The sequence below is a fragment of the Bosea sp. 124 genome, from assembly GCF_003046175.1.
Taxonomy (GTDB): Bacteria; Pseudomonadota; Alphaproteobacteria; order Rhizobiales; family Beijerinckiaceae; genus Allobosea.
The window spans coordinates 2,297,322-2,315,004 of record NZ_PZZM01000001.1 but is presented as its reverse complement, the minus strand read 5'-3'; the positions used below and the strand labels follow the sequence as shown (position 1 = coordinate 2,315,004).

Sequence of the window (17,683 nt, the reverse complement as noted above, 5' to 3'; positions counted from 1 at the left end):
ACAAGAGCTGGCGCGGGGCAGGTCAGCCCTTGACCGCCGTCATCATCATCCGGTGGAAGCTTTTCACGATGTTCGTCGTGAAGGCGTAGTTGCGGCTGATGTCTCCGGCCTTGAGCATTTCCTGCTCCAGGCTGACCGAATTGCCGGAATGGACGGTCGACCAGCTGTCCGACTTGCGCGGCCGGGCCGTCAGCGTCTCGGCAGGGGTCGAGGTGATATGGTTCGGCGCGGTCGCGGCGACCGAGAGCGTCGTCTTTCTGACGATGGCCTCGAAGGGCTCGACATCGACGGCCGTGTAGCGCGGTGTATTGGCATTCGCGATGTTCTGCGAAACGGCGTTCTGTCGAACGGCGAGCCAATGCGATTGCTTGGCGGCGAGATCGAAGAGATGAACTGGCTCCACCCGAAGCCTCCATGGTCGTTGCAATGCAACACTAGGAGGATTGACTTGCGTGAAGCTGTCGTCGGCAATTGTAGCAATAAAGGCGTCTCGGACAATAAAGACGTAGCGAATGTCTGAGACCGGGCGAGCTGCAGAGAACTGGCGGATTGCTTGCAGCGCCGGACGCGCAAAATCGCCGCCCTGCCGGCGGTGCACGGCGCCCCCGGCCATGCGGCCGGGGTGAGGCGTCAGGAAATCGTGTAGCCGAGATAGCGCTTGGAATCGATCGGATCGTAACCGAGCTTCGTGCGCAGCTTCTTGCGCAGCTTGCTGACATGGCTTTCGACCACGGCCTCGTCCACCTCGGCATCGAACAGGCCGTAGACGGCGTTGAAGACCTGCGTCTTGGTGACCCAGCGTCCGCGGTTGCGCATCAGGAATTCGAGGATGCGGCGTTCGCGGCGCGGCAGCGCCATCAGCTCGCCCGCGACCTCCGGGTCGCTGCCGTCGAAATGGACCTTGATCTCGCCGAGCGTGACCTCGTCGTCGCTCGAGCGCCGCTTCTCGGAGCGGCGCTGCATCGCGTTGACCCGCGCCAGGATCTCGCGGACATGGACCGGCTTGCGAACCACGTCGTCGACGCCGGCGGCAAACAGTTCCAGCGTCTTCTCGAGCGAGCTGGCCTCGTTCATCGCGATCACCGGCGCCTGCGAACGGCGGCGGATCATCGTTGGGAAAGTCGAGCGCTCCGCACAGTCACCGATCAGGAAAGCCTCGACGGTGCTGAGATGGTCGGCCGGCGTGTCCTCGACCCACTCCTGGAAGCGCGACGGAGTAAAGCCGATGGCGGGAACGCCCTCGCCAGTAAACAGCGATTGATACCCCTCGGTCACCAGGACCCGGTCGTCGATCACGATATACATAGATACCCCCCAGCATCGTCAGCGCCCCATCTCGAATGAGTTGGAAGCACTGTGACGCTATGGAACGTCTTAGAAAGGGTCAACACGATAATGCTGCATCGCGACATGAGAAGAAACACTGCGGAAACCTCGATTAAAGACCCGTATACGGATTTATTTGAATAGATATACTTTTTGTTTACCATAAAAAAATTGACGACGACCGCGCTGCGCTTTTGATGAGGCGGCGACTGGTCTGGCGAGACTGGATGCAGCCCCCCGGGACGCGCCATCCGGGCGCCAAAGACGCCGATCTTGAGGCCCTATAGTATAATGAGTGAAATCACGTTGATTCCACCGTCCGGCAAGATCGGGATTTGGCTAAATATTTACACGCCGTATTCCGAAAGCTCCGCACAAGCAAATCAGGATGGAATGCCAGTCGAAAGCTTCGCTTGGAGATTGGCAGATGAGCATTTTTGGTATCATGCGGACCGGCGTCTCGGGCATGGCCGCCCAGGGAAGCAAGCTGGGCGCGGTCAGCGATAATATCGCCAACGTGAATACGGTCGGCTACAAGCGGGCCTCGACCGAATTCTCCTCGCTGATCTCCGAGGGCAATCACAGCGAATACAATTCGGGCGGCGTCGAGACCACGACCCGCTACGCCATCTCCGACGAGGGCCTGATCATGGGCTCGACCTCGAAGACGGACCTCGCCATCAAGGGCAACGGCTTCTTCATCGTCACCGATGCCGGCGGCACGCCCTACATGACCCGCGCTGGCTCCTTCGTGAAGAACGGCAGCCAGGAACTGGTCAATTCGGCCGGCTTCTACCTGATGGGCTATCCCATCCAGAACGGCGACCCGGCCGTCGTCGCCAACAGCCTCGACGGGCTCGAGCGCATCAACCTCGCCAACGTCTCCTACGAGGCGACCCCGACGACCAGCGGAACGCTGAAGGGCGTGCTCGATTCGAATGCGACGGTGATCGCGCCCGGCGTCCTGCCCTCCGACAACGTCGCCGGCAGCACCTATTCAAGCAAGGCCTCGATCGTCAGCTACGACAGCCTCGGCAACAAGAAGTTCCTCGACGTCTACATGGCCAAGACCGGGACCGCGCCGGACACCTGGCAGGCCGTGGTCTTCGACCAGTCGACCGCGACGGCAGGCGGCTTCCCTTATGGCGCCGCCGGTTCCCCGGCCCTGGCGACGGTGCCGCTGGCCTTCGGCCCCACCGGCCAGCTCACCACCGCGCCCGCGACCTTCACCGTCGCGATCCCGGGCGGCTCCACCGCGACCATCGATTTCAGCCAGGTCTCGCAGGTCGCGACCGGCGAGACGGCCCTGGAACTGGCCGTCGACGGCAATGCGCCGAGCGCGGTCGAGACGGTCGAGATCGCCGACGACGGCACGGTCTATGCCGTCTTCGAGAACGGCGCGCGCCGCGCCACCTACCGGGTCCCGCTCGCCACGGTGCCCAGCGCCGACCAGCTCACCCCGCAATCGGGCAACGTCTATTCGGTCAGCGCCAAATCCGGCGACGTCATCGTCGGCTTCCCCGAGACCGGCAGCTTCGGCTCGATCCGGGCCGGCGCGCTCGAACAGTCGAATGTCGACCTCGCCACCGAGCTGACCGCGATGATCGAGTCGCAGCGCAGCTACACGGCGAATTCCAAGGTGTTCCAGACGGGGTCCGAAATCCTCGACGTCCTGGTCAACCTGAAGCGCTGAACGAACGCGCAAGGTTGAAACGACGCAAAAAAGAGAGACGGGGACCGACCCATGAGCCTTTCATCAGCCCTGAACGTGGCGCAGTCGTCCCTGACGGCGACCTCGACCCAGACCTCCGTCCTCTCCCGCAACGTCGCCGGCGCCGACGACCCGAACTACAACCGCAAGGCCGGCACCCTGGTCACGACCTATGGCGGGGCGGTGAGGGTCGCCTCGATCAGCCGTGCGATGGATTCGGTCCTGTTCTCGGCCAAGCTCGGCTCGACCTCCACGACCTCGGCGCAGCAGGCGATCGTTGACGCGCTCGATCAGCTCGAGGCGACGGTGAACGATCCGGAGCTCGACCAGTCGCTGGCGGCCAAGCTCGGCAACCTGACCAACGCGCTCCAGCAATACGGCGTGACGCCGGATGACCCGCTGCTCGCCCAGAACGTCCTCACCAAGGCGACCGAGCTCGTCCGCACGCTCAACGAGGCGAGCGACACCGTCCGCACCGTGCGCCAGCAGGCCGATGCCGATATGAGGCTCGGCGTCGATCGCGTGAACGGCCTCCTGGCCGAGTTCGAGGTCGCCAACAAGGCCATCGTCAAGGGCAGCCAGTCCGGCGCCGACATCACCGACCAGCTCGACACCCGCGACCGCATCCTCTCGCAACTATCGGAGGAGATCGGGATCAGCGTGGCGACCCGGCCGAACAACGACATGGTGATCTACACCGATGGCGGCGTGACGCTGTTCGAGACCGTGCCGCGCTCGGTGTCGATGGTGCCGAACTTCTCGCTGGGGGCCGGCACCTCCGGCAACGCGGTCCATGTCGACGGCGTGCCGGTGACCGGCGCCAACGCGATCATGCCGATCAAGTCCGGCCAGATCTACGGCTCCTCCATCGTCCGCGACGAGATCACCGTCACCTATCAGACCCAGCTCGACGAGATCGCGCGCGGCCTCGTCGAGGTCTTCGCCGAAAGCGACCAGACCGGCGTCGGGCCGGACCAGGCCGGGCTGTTCACCTATGGACCGCCGCCCGGCCCCGCCGCCATTCCGGCCACCGGCGTGATGGTCGCGGGCCTCGCCGGCGCGATCCGCGTCAATGCCAATGCCGACCCCTCGCAGGGCGGCGATCTCGACCGCCTGCGCGACGGGGGCATCTCCGATCCGCTCGATCCCAACTACAATTACAACGCCTCGGGCGCAGCGGGTTTCCCGGATCGCATCCAGGGCCTGCTGACCAGCCTCGGCACCGGCCGCAGCTTCGACCCCGTCACCGGCGCGGACCCGACCGACACACTTGTCGGTTTCGCCGGCTCATCGGTCGGCTGGATCGAGGCCAAACGCCAGACCTCGACGCAGACGCTCGGCTACGAGACCGCACTGCTCCAGCGCACGACGGCCGCGCTCTCCAACGTCACCGGCGTCGACATCAACGAGGAGATGACCCTGATGATGGAGCTGGAGCGCTCCTTCAACGCCTCCTCGACCCTGATTACCACCATCGACCGGATGCTGGCGGCATTGCTCGCGGCTGTGAGGTAACACCATGAAGACGAGCTTCATCTCCAACCAGTCGCTGTCGAGCACGCTGCGCAGCGCGGTGCTGAAGGCGCGGGAAAGCCTGGCCGACGCCACCCAGGAAGCCACGACGATGCGCCATGCCGATATCGGCCTGACGCTGGGCGGCAGCACCGGCAAGACGATCGGCCTGCGCGACCAGTACAACCGGCTGAACGGCATCGTCGACACCAACGGCCTCGTCTCCTCGCGGCTCGAGGTGACGCAGAAGGCGCTGGACGGCATGCGCGAGACGGCCGAGAAATTCCTCGCCACGCTGATCAGCGTCCGCGACGGCGACAAGGGCGCCGATGTGCTCAAGTCGGAGGCCAAGAACAACCTCCAGGCGATGACCGCCTCGCTCAATGCCTCGACCAGTGGGCAGTTCGTCTTCGCCGGCATCAACACGCAGCAGCGGCCGATCACCGACTATTTCGCCACGCCGGCCCCGGCCAACAAGGCGGCGATCGATGCGGCCTTCAGCGGATATTTCGGCTTCGCCCAGAATGCGCCCGGCGTCGCGAACATCACGCAGGCCGATATGACGACCTTCCTGCAGACGGTGCTGCCGACGCAGTTCGCCGACCCCGCCTGGGGCGCCAACTGGTCCTCGGCGCTCGACCAGAACATGACCAGCCGCATCTCGCTGAGCGAGGTCGTCGAGGTCTCGACCAACGCCAACACCCAGACGACGCGGGACATGGCCATAGCCTATACGCTGGCCTTCGACCTCGGCACCGAAAATCTCAACACCAATGCCTTCCGCGCGGTCGTCGATGCCAGCATCGACAGCATCAACAAGGCGATCCTCGGCCTGACGGCGACGCAGGCCCAGCTCGGCGCCATCGAGGAACGGGTCAAGGTCTCGAGCGAACGGCTGACGATCCAGCGCGACATCATGGTCAAGCAGATCCAGGCCTTCGAGAACGTCGATCCCTATGAGGCGAATGTGCGCGTCACCGACCTCACGACACAGCTCGACACCTCCTACGCGCTCACCGTCAGGATCCAGCAGTTGAACATCCTGAAATATATGAGCTGAACCCGGACTCCGGCCGCCACCGCCGCCGGGGTGCCCCCACTGCGCGACATCGATCCGGCGCCCGCCAGACGGCAGGGCGACAGGACAGCCGCGCGCCGACCGCGCCAGATTCCCTCTCCAACCAGCCCCGGAGACGCTCCATGTATCACAACTCCTACGCGGCCGTGGCCGAGGACGACTTCGCCCTGGCGCGCGCCAACGAATGGCGCGCGCTCGACCGGGCGGTCGTCCTGCTCGAGGAAGCCCGCCCGACCGGCTCCGCCTCGCCGGAGACCATCGAGGCCGTGACTTTCCTTCGCCGGCTATGGACCTTGCTGATCGAGGATCTTGCCAGCGCCGAGAACGCCCTGCCGGAAGCCTTGCGGGCCTCGCTGATCTCGATCGGGATGTTCGCGCTGCGGCAGGGCGAGGCGCTCCGCCTCGGCCAGTCCGACGATTTCGAGTCGGTCATCGACGTCAACAAGATGATCCGCGACAGCCTGGCCTGATACGGAGGACGAACAAGACGATGAACCTTTCCCTGCGCGCCCACGAGAAGATCTACATCAACGGAGCGATCCTCAAATTCGATCGCAAGGTCAGCCTCGAGCTGATGAACGACGCGACCTTCCTGCTGGAAACCCATGTCATCCAGCCGGACGAGACGACGACCCCGCTGCGACAGCTCTATTTCGTCGTGCAGACGATGCTGATCGATCCGAAGAACGCCGGCACCGCCCGGCTGCTGTTCGACCGCATGTTGATGACGACGGCCTGTATCTTCGAGGATGCCACCGTTCTCCTCGGCCTGCAGCGCGTCGACGCGCTGATCGCCGAGGAGCGCCATTTCGAGGCGCTGAAGCAGTTGCGTGCGCTCTACCCGGCCGAGGCCGCCATCCTCGCAAGCTCCGGGCAGGCTCGGGAGCCTATCTTCGAGAAGACGATGCCGAAGATGGCGGTCGTCGCAGCGAGGCTCGACTCGCACGTCGCTTGAAGCAGGCGCGCCGGCCGGTGGCAGGCGCGCGGCTTCCAACATTGCAGAGGCGATCATGGACGTAAGCAGCATTCAGAACACGACGACGAACGGCGGCTCGGTGTCGACGAACAACGCCAAGAGCGCCATGGGCGACTACAACACCTTCCTGCAACTCCTGATCGCGCAGGCGAAGAACCAGGATCCGACCAACCCGACCGATCCGGCGCAATACGTCCAGCAATTCGCCTCCCTGTCGCAGGTCGAGCAGTCGGTCACGACCAATGCCAAGCTCGACCAGATCATCGCCGGACTCGAGGCGCTGAAGCCCACGACCACCGAAACGTGAGGGGCCGGCCATGAACGAGGCCGATGCTCTCGACATGATGCGCGACGCCGTCTGGGCCATCATCCTCGGCGCCGGGCCAGCGGTCGCGGCCGCCATGACCATCGGCATCGCGATCGCGCTGATGCAGGCCCTGACGCAGATCCAGGAGGCGACGCTGACCTTCGTGCCGAAGATCGTCGTCATCCTGATCGTGATGGCGACCACCGGCACCTTCACCGGCGCGCAGATCTTCGCCTTCACCGAACGCGTCTACGGGCGGATCGAACGCGGCTTCTGAGCTGCACTCCGGCCCCCCGGCGCCATATCCGACGACAGGACATCAGCTCAGCATGGCGACGCAGAACCTCATTACCGGCAAGGTCGCGGGCCGGGGCGCCGCTTCGGGCGCAGGCGCTGCCGCGCCGCCGGCGAGCCGCCGCGACATCGGCTTCGCGGTCGGCATCGTCGGCATCCTGTCGATCCTGTTCCTGCCGATCCCCGCTTTCGTCATCGATCTCGGTCTCGCCTTCTCGATCGCGCTGTCGGTGCTGATCCTGATGGTCTCGCTCTGGATCAAGAAGCCGCTCGAATTCTCGTCCTTTCCGACGATCCTGCTGGTCGCGACGATGCTGCGGCTCTCGCTCAACATCGCCACGACGCGCGTCATCCTCTCGCATGGCAACGAGGGTTCGCATGCGGCGGGCTACATCATCGACGGCTTCGCCCGCTTCGTCATCGCCGGCGACTTCGTCATCGGCCTGATCGTCTTTATCATCCTCGTCACGGTGAACTTCATTGTTATCACCAAGGGCGCGACCCGCATCGCCGAGGTCGGCGCCCGTTTCACGCTCGATGCCATCCCCGGCAAGCAGATGGCGATCGACGCCGATCTCTCCGCCGGGCTGATCGACGCGCCCGAGGCCCAGCGTCGCCGCCACGAGCTCGAGGAGGAAAGCTCCTTCTTCGGCGCCATGGACGGCGCCTCGAAATTCGTCCGCGGCGACGCCATCGCCGGCCTGATCATCACCGCGGTCAACATCCTCGGCGGCATCATCATCGGCGTGACGCGCCATGGCATGACGCTGTCCCAATCCTCGGATGTCTTCGTCAAGCTCGCCGTCGGCGACGGTCTCGTCACCCAGATTCCGGCCCTGATCGTCTCGCTCGCCGCCGGCCTGCTCGTCTCCAAGGGCGGCACGCGCGGCACGGCGGAACAGGCGATCCTCGGCCAGCTCGGGCATTATCCGCGCGCGCTCTTCGTCGCCTCCTTCCTGATGGCGATCCTGGCGGTGGTCCCAGGCCTGCCGCTGCTGCCCTTCGCCCTGCTCGGCGGGCTGATGGCATTCGTCGGCCACACCATCCCCAAGCGCATCGCCGAGCGCGCTGCCGCCGCCGAGGAGGTCCGCGCGATGGAGGCCGAGGAGGCCGCCCGCGAAACCAAGGACACGATCAAGGAATCGCTGCAGACGGCCGAGATCGAACTCTGCCTGGGCAAGCAGCTCGCCGCGGAAATGCTGAATTCCCACAGCGAACTGGCGCATCGCGTCAGCAAGATGCGCAAGAAATTCGCCCAGCAATACGGCTTCGTCGTTCCGGAGATCAAACTCTCCGACAGCCTGAAACTGCCACCCAAATCCTATGAATTCCGCATCCATGGTACCGTCGCTGCCACTGGCGAGATGCGGCCCGGCAGCATGCTGGTCGTGGTCGGCGACGGCCGCATGCCCGATCTGCCGGGCGAGGAGGTTCGCGAGCCGGCCTTCGGCGTCAAGGCGATGTGGGTCTCGGAGAGCTACGCCAACGAGGTCAAGCGCGAGGGCATGCAGCCGGTGGACCGGCTCTCCGTCCTGCTCACCCATCTCAGCGAAACCATCCGCAAGAATCTGGGCCAGCTCCTGTCCTACAAGGACATGCGCGCCCTGCTCGACCGGCTCGGGCCCGAATACAAGAAGCTGCTCGACGAGATCTGCCCGGCGCATATGTCGCTGTCGAGTCTCCAGGCCGTGCTGCGCCTCCTGCTGGCCGAGCGGGTCTCGATCCGCAACCTCCATCTGATCCTGGAGGTCATCGCCGAGATCGCCCCGCATGTGCGCCGTGCCGAGCAGATCGCCGAGCATGTCCGCATGCGCATGGCCCAGCAGATCTGCGGAGACCTGACCGATGGCGGCGTCCTCAACATGCTGCGCCTCGGCAATCGCTGGGACCTCGCCTTCCATGAGAGCCTGCGCCGTGACGCCAAGGGCGAGGTCGTCGAGTTCGACATCGATCCGCGCCTGATCGAGGAATTCGCCGCGGAAGCGACGACCGCCGTCCGCTCCCGCATGGACCACGGCCAGCACTTCGTGCTCGTCACCAGCCCGGATGCGCGCCCCTATGTCCGCATGATCGTCGAACGCATCTTCCCGGCGCTGCCGGTGCTCTCGCATGTCGAGATCGCGCGCGGGCTGGAGGTCAACCTGCTGGGCACAATCTCGTGACGCCGGTCACGCCCGACACGCTGCTGCATGCCTTCCTGATCTTCTGCCGCATCGGGGCCTGCCTGATGCTGATGCCGGGCTTCTCCAGCCCGCGCGTCCCGGTCCGGTTCCGGCTGCTCATCGCCATCGGCGCGACGCTGGCGCTGGCCCCCTTCGTCCTGCCGGCCTTCGCGCCCTTCGCTGACCCTGGCCCGGCGACGCTGCTGCGCATCATCGTTGCGGAGACGATGACCGGCGCCCTGATCGGGCTGATGGCGCGCTTCTTCTTCCTCGCCTTGCAGACGATCGCCACCGCGATGGCGACGACGGCGGGACTCGGCCAATTGCCCGGACTGCCGATCGACGAGGCCGAGGCCTCCGCCCCCTTCGTCACGCTGATCACCATGACGGCGGCGACGCTGATGTTCGTCACCAACCAGCATGCCGAGGTCATCCGTGCGCTGGCCGGCTCCTATACGCGCATCGCGCCCGGCACGGCGCTGGACGCCCAGGCCGGCCTGATCCAGATCGCAGACCGCGCCTCGGAGACCTTCTATCTGGCGCTGCGCATCGGCAGCCCCTTCATGATCTACGGCATCGTCGTCAATCTCGCGATCGGCTTGATGAACAAGCTGACGCCGCAGATCCCCGTCTATTTCATCTCCCTGCCCTTCGTCATCGCGGGCGGCCTGTTCCTGCTCTATTTCTCCGGCCCCGAGACACTGCGGCTGTTCATCGCCGCCTTCTCGACCTGGCTCCAGCGCGGCTGAACCGCGATGCAGGGCAAGCGCCTGAAAGCGATCGAGCGGATGCTGGCGATCCAGTCCCGCATCCGCAAGCTCGCCGAATGGCGCCAGAAGGCGATCGAGCTGAAGGCCGTGGCTGCCCGCGAGGAATCGCGTGCCCTCGTCGTCTCGCTCAACGGCGACGGGCCGACCGGCGGCCTCTTCGCCGACATGACGGCGCGACGCCTGCACCGCGTCGGCGTCGCGATCTGGGAGTTCGAGGCGGCCGCCGCCGAGCAGGCGAAACGGGTGCTCGCCGAAACCGGGCGCGAGAAGCGCACCGCCCGCCTCGTCGACCATGTCTGCAAGATCAAGCTGCGCACCGACCAGGATGGCGCGCTCGTCGAGATCATGGATGCGCTCGAAGGCAAGCGAGCCGCGGATATCTGAGATCGCGGCGGCGAAATCTGTCTGCGGCAGATGATGTCCTGCGCAAGCCTGGAATAAGCCTGACCGGGCAGGATGAAGCCAGATCGTACAACGACCATGGAAGGTGCCAATGGCGATTTCTCCTCCGTCGGATATCGTTCTGGACGTCGCGCGCGCCGCCGACCCCATGCGTCAGCAGGTCGCCTTCGACAGACTCCAGCGCATCGGCTCGGGCGCGGCCGGAACCCAGTTCGCAGCAGCCGTCGACGAGGCGGCCCCTGCTGCCGCAGCGCCCGGCCTCGCTGGCGCCCGCGAGAAGTTTGCAAGCCTTGCGCCGGCTAAATTCGCGGCTGCCGCCAATGCGCCTCAGACGAAAAGCGCCAAGACCCTGCAGCAATTCGAGGCGCAGGTGATCTCCACCTTCATCGAGCAGATGATGCCGGAGGCCTCGGCGAACAATTTCGGCAGCGGCACCTCCGGCAACGTCTGGCGCTCCATGCTCTCCGAGCAGATCGCCAACCAGGTCGCCAAGGCCGGCGGTCTCGGCATCCGCGAAAAGGTCGAGGCGGCGATCGCCGCACGCAGCGGCTCGGACCCCTCCGCCGCAGCGGGCAGCGCCGTCGCCGCGGCGAACAAGGTTCTCGACGGCAGGCTTGCCGGTGCCAATGCGCGCGACCTCGCCATCCCGCTGGCGGTCGAGCAGCGCTTCCTCAACCTGACCCGCCCCGCCACCACCGGCGGGGTCACGCGCTCCAACTTCCGACAGGCCTGACGCATCATGAGCGACCTCAGCGAGACCCCGAAACCCGCCGATGCGCAGCCGTCCGGCCTGCCGGTTGTGGCACCGCAGCTCGTCACCCTGCAGGGCGAGCTTCTGATCGAGACGGCGCCGCCCGCAGGCGCCTCGCGCGCGATGTGGTCCGTTCTCGAACGCCTCGAACAGGCGCTCGATCACGAGACAGCGGAGCTGATGGCGCTGCGCAGTGCAGACTTCAACCGCCTCAACGAGATCAAGAGCCGGCTGCTCCTCGACGCCAGCCGCGCCATGCGCGCCATGCGCGACGAGGTCAGTGACGGCAGGCTGATCGCGCGCCTCTCGACGCTGCGGCTCAAGCTCGAGCACAACCGTCTCGCCATCGGCATGCATCTCGACGCGGTCCGCGAGATCGCCTCGGCCATGACCAACACGCTGATCGACGCCGAGTCGGACGGCACCTACTCCGCGACCTCCCGCATAGCCGGCGCGCCGAGCGCCAAGGCGCACGCCTCGTGACGACGGCGCGGCTCCTCATCCTCGGCGTCTGGATCTGCGGCGTCACGCTGGTCTCGGGCCATCTCGCCCTGACCTGGCGCGCGGAAGCGCCGCCGGCCTCCGAGACACCATTCTTCGAGGGTCTCGAATATGAGGAGACGGCGCTGATTCATGTCCCGATCATCGCCAATGGCGAGGTCCAGGGCTATGTCGCCGCCCAGTTCGTCTTCACGGCCGATGCGCGCACCATGCGGCAGATGACCGTGAAGCCTCACGCCTATGTCCGCGACGAGGCGCTGCGGGCGATCTACTCGAATGCGAAGGTGGATTTTTCCCGGCTTGAGCGCGTCGACATCGACGCCCTGCTCAAGACCGTGAAGACCAACGTCAACAGCCGCCTCGGCGGCGATCTGGTCAAGGACGTTCTGGTCAAGGAATTCAACTACGTTCGCAAGGACCAGCTCCGGAGCTGACGCCTGCCTTCGCCGCGCTCTTCGTTAGCCTGCGAAGGCCCTTGCTCGAAGCGCTTTGCAATGAGCTGACGCTTCAGAAACGCGCCGTCATCCTGGACAAGCCGCGCAGCCGCGCAGATCCGGGATCCATCGTAGAGCACAGCGCCGCATGATGGTTCCCGGGCCGACCTGCGGTCGTCCGGGATGACGGCGCGTTTCCTTGCGCGCTCGGAAGTCGATTGCGTTATCCCTGCAGCGTGCTCGCCAGATCCTTGAACGCGTCCTGGCTGAGCGCCGCGCTCATATCCTGGTGCAGCGCCTCGTAGATCTTGGGAACCAGCACGATCGCCTTGTCGAGTTCGGCATCGGCACCGGCCTGGTAGCCGCCCATCAGGCGCAGGTCGCGCGTATCCTCGAAGCGGGCGACGAGCGCCTTCATACGCGAGGCGAGGCCGCGCTGCTCGGGCGTCCAGACGTGATGCGCCAGGCGCGAGACCGAGCCCAGCACGTTGACGGCCGGATAGCGGCCCTGGTCGGCGATGGCGCGGTCGAGCACGAGATGGCCGTCAAGCGTGCCGCGAATCGAGTCGGCGACAGGGTCGTTATGGTCGTCGCCGTCGATCAGCACGGAGAAGATGCCCGTGATCGTGCCGGTGCCTTCGATGCCGGGGCCGGCACGCTCGAGCAGCTTCGGCAACGTGCTGAATACGCTCGGCGTATAGCCCCGCGCCACCGCCGGCTCGCCCGCCGCCAACGCGACGTCGCGGGCCGCATGGGCAAGGCGGGTGACGGAATCGATGATCAGCAGGACGTCCTCGCCCTGGTCGCGGAAATATTCGGCCACCGCCATCGCGGTGTTCGGCGCGAGGCGGCGCATCATCGCGCTCTCGTCGCTGGTCGAGACGACGGCGACCGCATGCGCACGCATGGCGCCCAGCGTATCGTCGAGGAATTCGCGCACCTCGCGGCCGCGCTCGCCGACCAGCCCGATGACGATCGTCGTGAAGCCCGGCGCCCGCGCCAGCATCGAAAGCAGGCTCGACTTGCCGACGCCCGATCCGGCGAAGACGCCGATGCGCTGTCCGGCGCAGAGCGGCGTGAACAGGTCGATCACCTTGACGCCGGTGCGGATCGGCCGCGTCACGCGCGCCCGCTTCATCGCCTCCGGCGGCGGCCCGTCGGCCGGCATCGCCTTCTCGCCCGGCAGGAGCGGCCCGCCCTCGTCGATAGCCTCGCCGAAAGCATTGATAACGCGCCCTTTCCAGCTCTGCGCCGGACGGAGGGCGAGCGGCCCGGCGACGCTCGCGCGCGCACCCAGGCCCACGCCGACCGTCGTCGCGAAGGGCTTCACCAGCACGCCGTCGCGGTCGATCCGGATCGCCTCGCCGAGTTCCTCGCGGCCATTGGTCGAGAGCGCGATGCGCTCTCCCAGCCGCACGAAGCGCGACAGGCCGCGCACCCGCAAAGCCGCCGGCGTGACCTCGGAGACCGAACCGCTGATCGCGACCAGCTCATGCGGCTGGGGGCCGCCGGCAAGCGCATGTTCGAGCGTGTGAGCGCGTTCATCGCAATCCTTCTGTCGGCGGCGCGGTCTCGGACGGGTGCGGGGCGGGTGAGAGCCCGCTCAGCTCTCGCCGAGCGAACGGATCGCGCCGTCGACGGCCTTCTCGCCCTTGTCGATCGCGTTCGCGGCGCTCTCGAAGGCGCGCGTCACCGCGATCAGCTTGGTCATCTCGCGGATCGGATTGACGTTCGAGCCCTCGACATAGCCCTGGCGCACGCCGTTGACGACGAAATCGAGGATCGCCGTCGCCGGCCGGTCCGGGATGACGCCGGAGTTCTCGTGGCGCTGGAGCTTGGCCGCCGGATCGATAGAGAACAGGCCGATCGCGCCGACCTGCTGGTTGCCCTGCCAGATCATGCCGTCCTTGGCGATGGTCGGCGGGCCACCTTCCGGGTCGAGCTGCATCGGCGCGCCGCCGGCATCGAGCACCGGATGGTCGGACAGCGTTCGCAGCTCGCCCTGTGGCGACATCTTCATGCGCCCGTCGCGGGTGTAGACGGTGCCCGCCGGCGTATTGATCGCAAGCCAGCCCTCGCCCTCGACCGCGACGTCGAGCGGGTTGCCCGTCTTGTCGAGCCCGCCCTGGATGCGGCTGATATAGGTCTCGCCCGGGGAGGCGAAGGAGACGCCGTCCGGCCCCTTCTTCGACAGGAAGGTGCTGAACTTGACCTCCTCGGCCCGGAAGCCCGCCGTGTTCATGTTGGCGACGTTGCGGGCCAGCGTCTCCATGCGCTTCTCGAGCACGAGTTGGGACGACAGGCCGACATAGATCGAAGGCTGCATGGTCAAAGGCCCCCGAGGCGCAGGTTTTGGATGCTGAAGAGCACATCCGTGCTCATGCCGGCTGCGGCCGGCGGCCCGACGAGGATCGTCAGCGCGCTGCTGGCGGCCGCCTGGTTGCTCGAGAGATCGGCGAGCGCAGCGAAACGCGTCAGGAAGTTCTTCACCCCGTCGGCATTCTTCAACGTCTCGAAATCGAGCTTCTTCGAGATCATCGCCGCCTGCTGGTCGATCGGGATCATCGAAGTCGAGGACGGGATGCCGAGCGCGGTCTGGACCACTTTCAGCAGCGCCGGATCGGCCAGGACCTGGAAGGCATTGGTCAGCCCGGAGGCCTTGCGCTCGAAATACAGCGCCAGGCGGACATTCTCGTTCTGGCTGCCCTGCTCTTCCTCGAAGGCCTGGCGCACATAGCGCTCGGTCAGCGGCTTCTGGGTCCGGTCGAAGCTCGTCGTCGCCGAGCCGTAGCGGGCGAAATTGAACGTCGTCGCGAGTTCCTTGTAGCGCGGATCGGAGAGCTTGTTGGCGAAGGTCTTCGAGCCGTCGATGCCTTCGGCCAGAACCTTGCGGATCAGGCCCTTCGCATAGGTCATCTCTTCGAGACCCATGGCTTTCATCGCGTAGCGATAGAGCCGATCGTTCGACATGAAGTCGTCGATCGATTTGATCTCGCTGATATGCTTCAGGTAATACTCGGTCTCGTTGGCCGTCTGCGGCTTCGCAGCCGCGCGTTCCAGGGATTTGGGCAGGTTTCGCGTCGCCGCCTGGAAAGCCACCATGGTCGTTGTCATCGCACTCTCCCGGCGACGGAAGCCTATGTCCGCTCGTCTTGAATCATGCTCCCGCGCAAGGCTTGCGTGGACCTGACCCAGTGCAGCGCCAGTCTTTTCAGCTTCACGCAAGCCATCTCGTCTACGCCTCGACTTGCGGTTTGCGAGCGTGTGCAGTTTGCGAGAAGGAGCGGCGCGTTGAGCGTACTAATCGGATTGTTGATTGCGGTGGGTTCTCTCATCGGCGGCTTCGCAGCCATGGGCGGACATGTCGCCGTGCTCTGGCAGCCCTGGGAGCTCGTCATCATCCTCGGAACGGCGGTGGGAACCTACATCGTCGCCAATCCGATCAAGACGGTCGCCGATACCGGCACCGCCGTGATGGAGGCGATGCGCAACGACACGCCGAGCCAGGCCCATTATTTCGAAGTCCTCGGCGCGCTCTATGCGCTGATGCGAGAGCTGCGCAACAAGGGCCGCGCCGAGATCGAGCAGCACATCGAGACGCCGTATGAATCGACGCTGTTCGCCAGTTATCCGGGCGTCCTCGCCAACCGCGAGCTGACCACCTTCATCTGCGACTATTTCCGGCTGATCATCGTCGGCAAGGCCCAGGCCCATGAGGTCGAGGCCCTGCTCGACGAGGAGATCACCAGCCATCTCCAGGACAGGCTCAAGCCCTATTTCGCGCTCGGCACCGTCTCCGAGGCCCTGCCCGCCCTGGGGATCGTCGCCGCCGTGCTCGGCGTCATCAAGGCGATGGGCGCGATCGACCAGTCGCCGGCCCTGCTCGGCGGCTTCATCGGCGCCGCCCTGGTCGGCACCTTCGCCGGAATCTTCTTCTCCTATGCGGTGATCGGGCCGATCTCGCTGAAGGTCAAGACGACGCGGGAGAAGCAGGCGCGGGTCTACATCGTGGTCAAGCAGACCCTGCTCGCTTTCATCAACGGCGCCGCGCCGCAGGTCGCGCTCGAATATGGCCGCAAGGTCATCTCGGCGGCGGAACGGCCCTCGATCGACGAGGTCGAGGACAAGACGATCAGCGGCGGCAGCCAGCGCGCCCCCGCCAATGACCGCGCGCAGAAGGAAGCCGCCTGATGAGCACCGCCGCCCAAGCGATCCGCGAGGACAAGCTCCTCGAATCGACCGGCATCTCGATCGACCGACTGCCGATGCTGCGCATGGTCTTCGACCGGCTGGCGACCGGCTGCGCCGACGACGTTCGCCAGATGTCGACCTCGCCGACCTATTTCTCCGTCGCCAACGTCCAGAGCCAGCGGATCGGCGATGCCCTCAACGCCCATGCCCACAACACCATCGCCGGCATCTTCCACTCGCCGGAGTGGGATTCGCGCATCCTGATCGGCTTCGACCGCGACTTCATCTTCACCCTGATCGAGGTGCTGTTCGGCGCCGACGGCAGCGAGCGCCCCTACAAATACGAGCCCGACTTTCCCGACGACGAGCGGCCCTACACCCCGATCGAGATCCAGGTGGCGCAGGCGCTGTTCGAGCTCGCCGCCAAGAATCTCCAGGCCGCCTTCAGCCCGGTCTGCGATGTGACCTTCATCTTCGAGCAGGTCGAGACGCGGATGTATTTCGCCGCCATCGGCAGCCGCAGCAACCTCGCGGTGAAGTCGCAGCTTCTGGTCCAGGGACTCGATAATTGCGGGCAGATGTTCGTCGTCATCCCGCAGACGGCGCTGAACCCGATCCGCCAGAGCCTCACCCGCGTCGTCTCCGGCCACACCACCGTCAAGGACCAGCGCTGGACCCGCCAGATCCAGACCGAGGTCCACAAGACCGAGGTCAAGCTGAAGGCGATCCTCGAGGAGCGCCCGATGACGCTGGGCGAGATCAGCGAACTGAAGATCGGCCAGGTGATCGAGCTGCAGGCCTCGCCGCGCTCCCAGATCCAGCTGCAATGCAACGACGAGACCGTCTTCTGGTGCCAGCTTGGCCAGCGCGACGGATCCTATGTCCTGCGCGTCCAGGACAGCGCCAACCAGGAGCAGGAGTTTTTCGATGATCTTCTATCTCGGTGAGACCGTGCTTTTCGCCGCGCTGCTGCTGACCAGCCTGCAGGTCCTGCGGATGCGTAACGAGCTCAAGCGCATGCGCGCCTATCATGCCGAATTCCAGCAGGTCTTCGGCAAGACCGAGGCCGCGCTCGGCGCGATCCAGGCGACGGTCCGCGATCTCCAGGCCAGCGGCCGCGAGGTCGTCGAGGAACTCGGTCTGCGCATCGACGCCGGCCGCCGCCTCGTCAGCGATGTCAAGATCGTCTGCGCGAACCTCGAGGCGCCGCGCGCCAGGGCGGACCGCAACGCCAACGCGGCCTGACGCAGCCTTTCCGACCCAGCCTT

Annotated in this window: 21 protein-coding genes; 16 read left to right on the top strand and 5 right to left on the bottom strand. The window is 65.7% G+C overall.

What is annotated here, in order from left to right; translation table 11 throughout:
- Positions 1-22 precede the first annotated feature (22 nt).
- Both flgB and C8D03_RS10890 read right to left on the bottom strand, forming a co-directional pair.
- Entirely contained in the window at positions 23-403 is a 381-nt protein-coding gene (flgB, locus tag C8D03_RS10895; RefSeq protein WP_108046278.1) for a flagellar basal body rod protein FlgB, read from the bottom strand.
- 227 nt (positions 404-630) lie between these two features.
- Positions 631-1,305 carry a response regulator transcription factor gene (locus C8D03_RS10890; protein WP_108046277.1) on the bottom strand — a complete coding sequence of 225 codons (675 nt, stop codon included), beginning with the start codon at positions 1,303-1,305 and terminating at the stop codon, positions 631-633.
- A gap of 448 nt (positions 1,306-1,753) precedes the next feature.
- Here C8D03_RS10890 and C8D03_RS10885 point away from each other — a divergent pair, with 448 nt between their 5' ends.
- From C8D03_RS10885 to C8D03_RS10825, 13 genes are all read left to right on the top strand, one after another.
- Positions 1,754-3,019, top strand: coding sequence for a flagellar hook protein FlgE (locus tag C8D03_RS10885; protein WP_108046276.1), 1,266 nt, complete (start codon positions 1,754-1,756; stop codon positions 3,017-3,019).
- Positions 3,020-3,070: 51 nt separating this feature from the next.
- Entirely contained in the window at positions 3,071-4,552 is a 1,482-nt protein-coding gene (gene flgK, locus C8D03_RS10880; RefSeq protein ID WP_108046275.1) for a flagellar hook-associated protein FlgK, read from the top strand.
- Between the two features lie 4 nt (positions 4,553-4,556).
- Positions 4,557-5,609, top strand: coding sequence for a flagellar hook-associated family protein (locus C8D03_RS10875; protein ID WP_108046274.1), 1,053 nt, complete (start codon positions 4,557-4,559; stop codon positions 5,607-5,609).
- A gap of 140 nt (positions 5,610-5,749) precedes the next feature.
- Positions 5,750-6,097, top strand: coding sequence for a flagellar biosynthesis regulator FlaF (gene flaF / locus C8D03_RS10870; RefSeq protein ID WP_108046273.1), 348 nt, complete (start codon positions 5,750-5,752; stop codon positions 6,095-6,097).
- A gap of 20 nt (positions 6,098-6,117) precedes the next feature.
- Positions 6,118-6,582, top strand: coding sequence for a flagellar biosynthesis repressor FlbT (flbT, locus tag C8D03_RS10865; RefSeq protein ID WP_108046272.1), 465 nt, complete (start codon positions 6,118-6,120; stop codon positions 6,580-6,582).
- A gap of 55 nt (positions 6,583-6,637) precedes the next feature.
- On the top strand, positions 6,638-6,910 hold the full coding sequence (locus C8D03_RS10860) for a flagellar hook capping FlgD N-terminal domain-containing protein (protein ID WP_108046271.1): 273 nt from the start codon (positions 6,638-6,640) through the stop codon (positions 6,908-6,910).
- Positions 6,911-6,920: 10 nt separating this feature from the next.
- Complete coding sequence (locus tag C8D03_RS10855; protein ID WP_108046270.1) at positions 6,921-7,187, top strand: flagellar biosynthetic protein FliQ; 267 nt, start codon at positions 6,921-6,923, stop codon at positions 7,185-7,187.
- A gap of 52 nt (positions 7,188-7,239) precedes the next feature.
- Positions 7,240-9,366, top strand: a complete 2,127-nt coding sequence (gene flhA, locus C8D03_RS10850) for a flagellar biosynthesis protein FlhA (RefSeq protein ID WP_108046269.1) — start codon at positions 7,240-7,242, stop codon at positions 9,364-9,366.
- Positions 9,363-10,115 carry a flagellar biosynthesis protein FliR gene (gene fliR / locus C8D03_RS10845; protein WP_108046268.1) on the top strand — a complete coding sequence of 251 codons (753 nt, stop codon included), beginning with the start codon at positions 9,363-9,365 and terminating at the stop codon, positions 10,113-10,115. The genes flhA and fliR overlap by 4 nt, the downstream gene beginning before the upstream one ends.
- Positions 10,116-10,121: 6 nt before the next feature.
- Complete coding sequence (locus C8D03_RS10840; protein ID WP_108046267.1) at positions 10,122-10,520, top strand: hypothetical protein; 399 nt, start codon at positions 10,122-10,124, stop codon at positions 10,518-10,520.
- 109 nt (positions 10,521-10,629) lie between these two features.
- Entirely contained in the window at positions 10,630-11,271 is a 642-nt protein-coding gene (locus tag C8D03_RS10835) for a rod-binding protein (protein WP_108046266.1), read from the top strand.
- Positions 11,272-11,277: 6 nt separating this feature from the next.
- Positions 11,278-11,772 (top strand): hypothetical protein, encoded by a 495-nt coding sequence (locus C8D03_RS10830; RefSeq protein ID WP_108046265.1) that lies wholly within the window; start codon positions 11,278-11,280, stop codon positions 11,770-11,772.
- On the top strand, positions 11,769-12,224 hold the full coding sequence (locus tag C8D03_RS10825; RefSeq protein WP_108046264.1) for a hypothetical protein: 456 nt from the start codon (positions 11,769-11,771) through the stop codon (positions 12,222-12,224). Before C8D03_RS10830 ends, C8D03_RS10825 begins: the two co-directional genes overlap by 4 nt.
- A gap of 223 nt (positions 12,225-12,447) precedes the next feature.
- Here C8D03_RS10825 and fliI read toward each other — a convergent pair whose 3' ends face one another.
- The 3 genes from fliI to C8D03_RS10810 all read right to left on the bottom strand — a co-directional run bounded on the left by fliI (position 12,448) and on the right by C8D03_RS10810 (position 15,338).
- Positions 12,448-13,713, bottom strand: a complete 1,266-nt coding sequence (gene fliI / locus C8D03_RS10820; protein ID WP_248308676.1) for a flagellar protein export ATPase FliI — start codon at positions 13,711-13,713, stop codon at positions 12,448-12,450.
- A gap of 114 nt (positions 13,714-13,827) precedes the next feature.
- Positions 13,828-14,550, bottom strand: a complete 723-nt coding sequence (flgF, locus tag C8D03_RS10815; RefSeq protein WP_108046263.1) for a flagellar basal-body rod protein FlgF — start codon at positions 14,548-14,550, stop codon at positions 13,828-13,830.
- A gap of 2 nt (positions 14,551-14,552) precedes the next feature.
- Complete coding sequence (locus tag C8D03_RS10810; RefSeq protein WP_108046262.1) at positions 14,553-15,338, bottom strand: DUF1217 domain-containing protein; 786 nt, start codon at positions 15,336-15,338, stop codon at positions 14,553-14,555.
- A gap of 177 nt (positions 15,339-15,515) precedes the next feature.
- Here C8D03_RS10810 and motA point away from each other — a divergent pair, with 177 nt between their 5' ends.
- Genes motA through C8D03_RS10795 form a run of 3 tightly spaced genes read left to right on the top strand, consistent with a single transcriptional unit; the run spans position 15,516 to position 17,660 of the window.
- Positions 15,516-16,415, top strand: a complete 900-nt coding sequence (gene motA, locus C8D03_RS10805) for a flagellar motor stator protein MotA (RefSeq protein WP_248308428.1) — start codon at positions 15,516-15,518, stop codon at positions 16,413-16,415.
- Entirely contained in the window at positions 16,415-17,362 is a 948-nt protein-coding gene (locus C8D03_RS10800) for a flagellar motor switch protein FliM (protein ID WP_108046260.1), read from the top strand. Before motA ends, C8D03_RS10800 begins: the two co-directional genes overlap by 1 nt.
- Positions 17,343-17,660 carry an NUDIX hydrolase gene (locus C8D03_RS10795; RefSeq protein WP_108046259.1) on the top strand — a complete coding sequence of 106 codons (318 nt, stop codon included), beginning with the start codon at positions 17,343-17,345 and terminating at the stop codon, positions 17,658-17,660. Before C8D03_RS10800 ends, C8D03_RS10795 begins: the two co-directional genes overlap by 20 nt.
- The last annotated feature ends 23 nt before the right edge of the window (positions 17,661-17,683 follow it).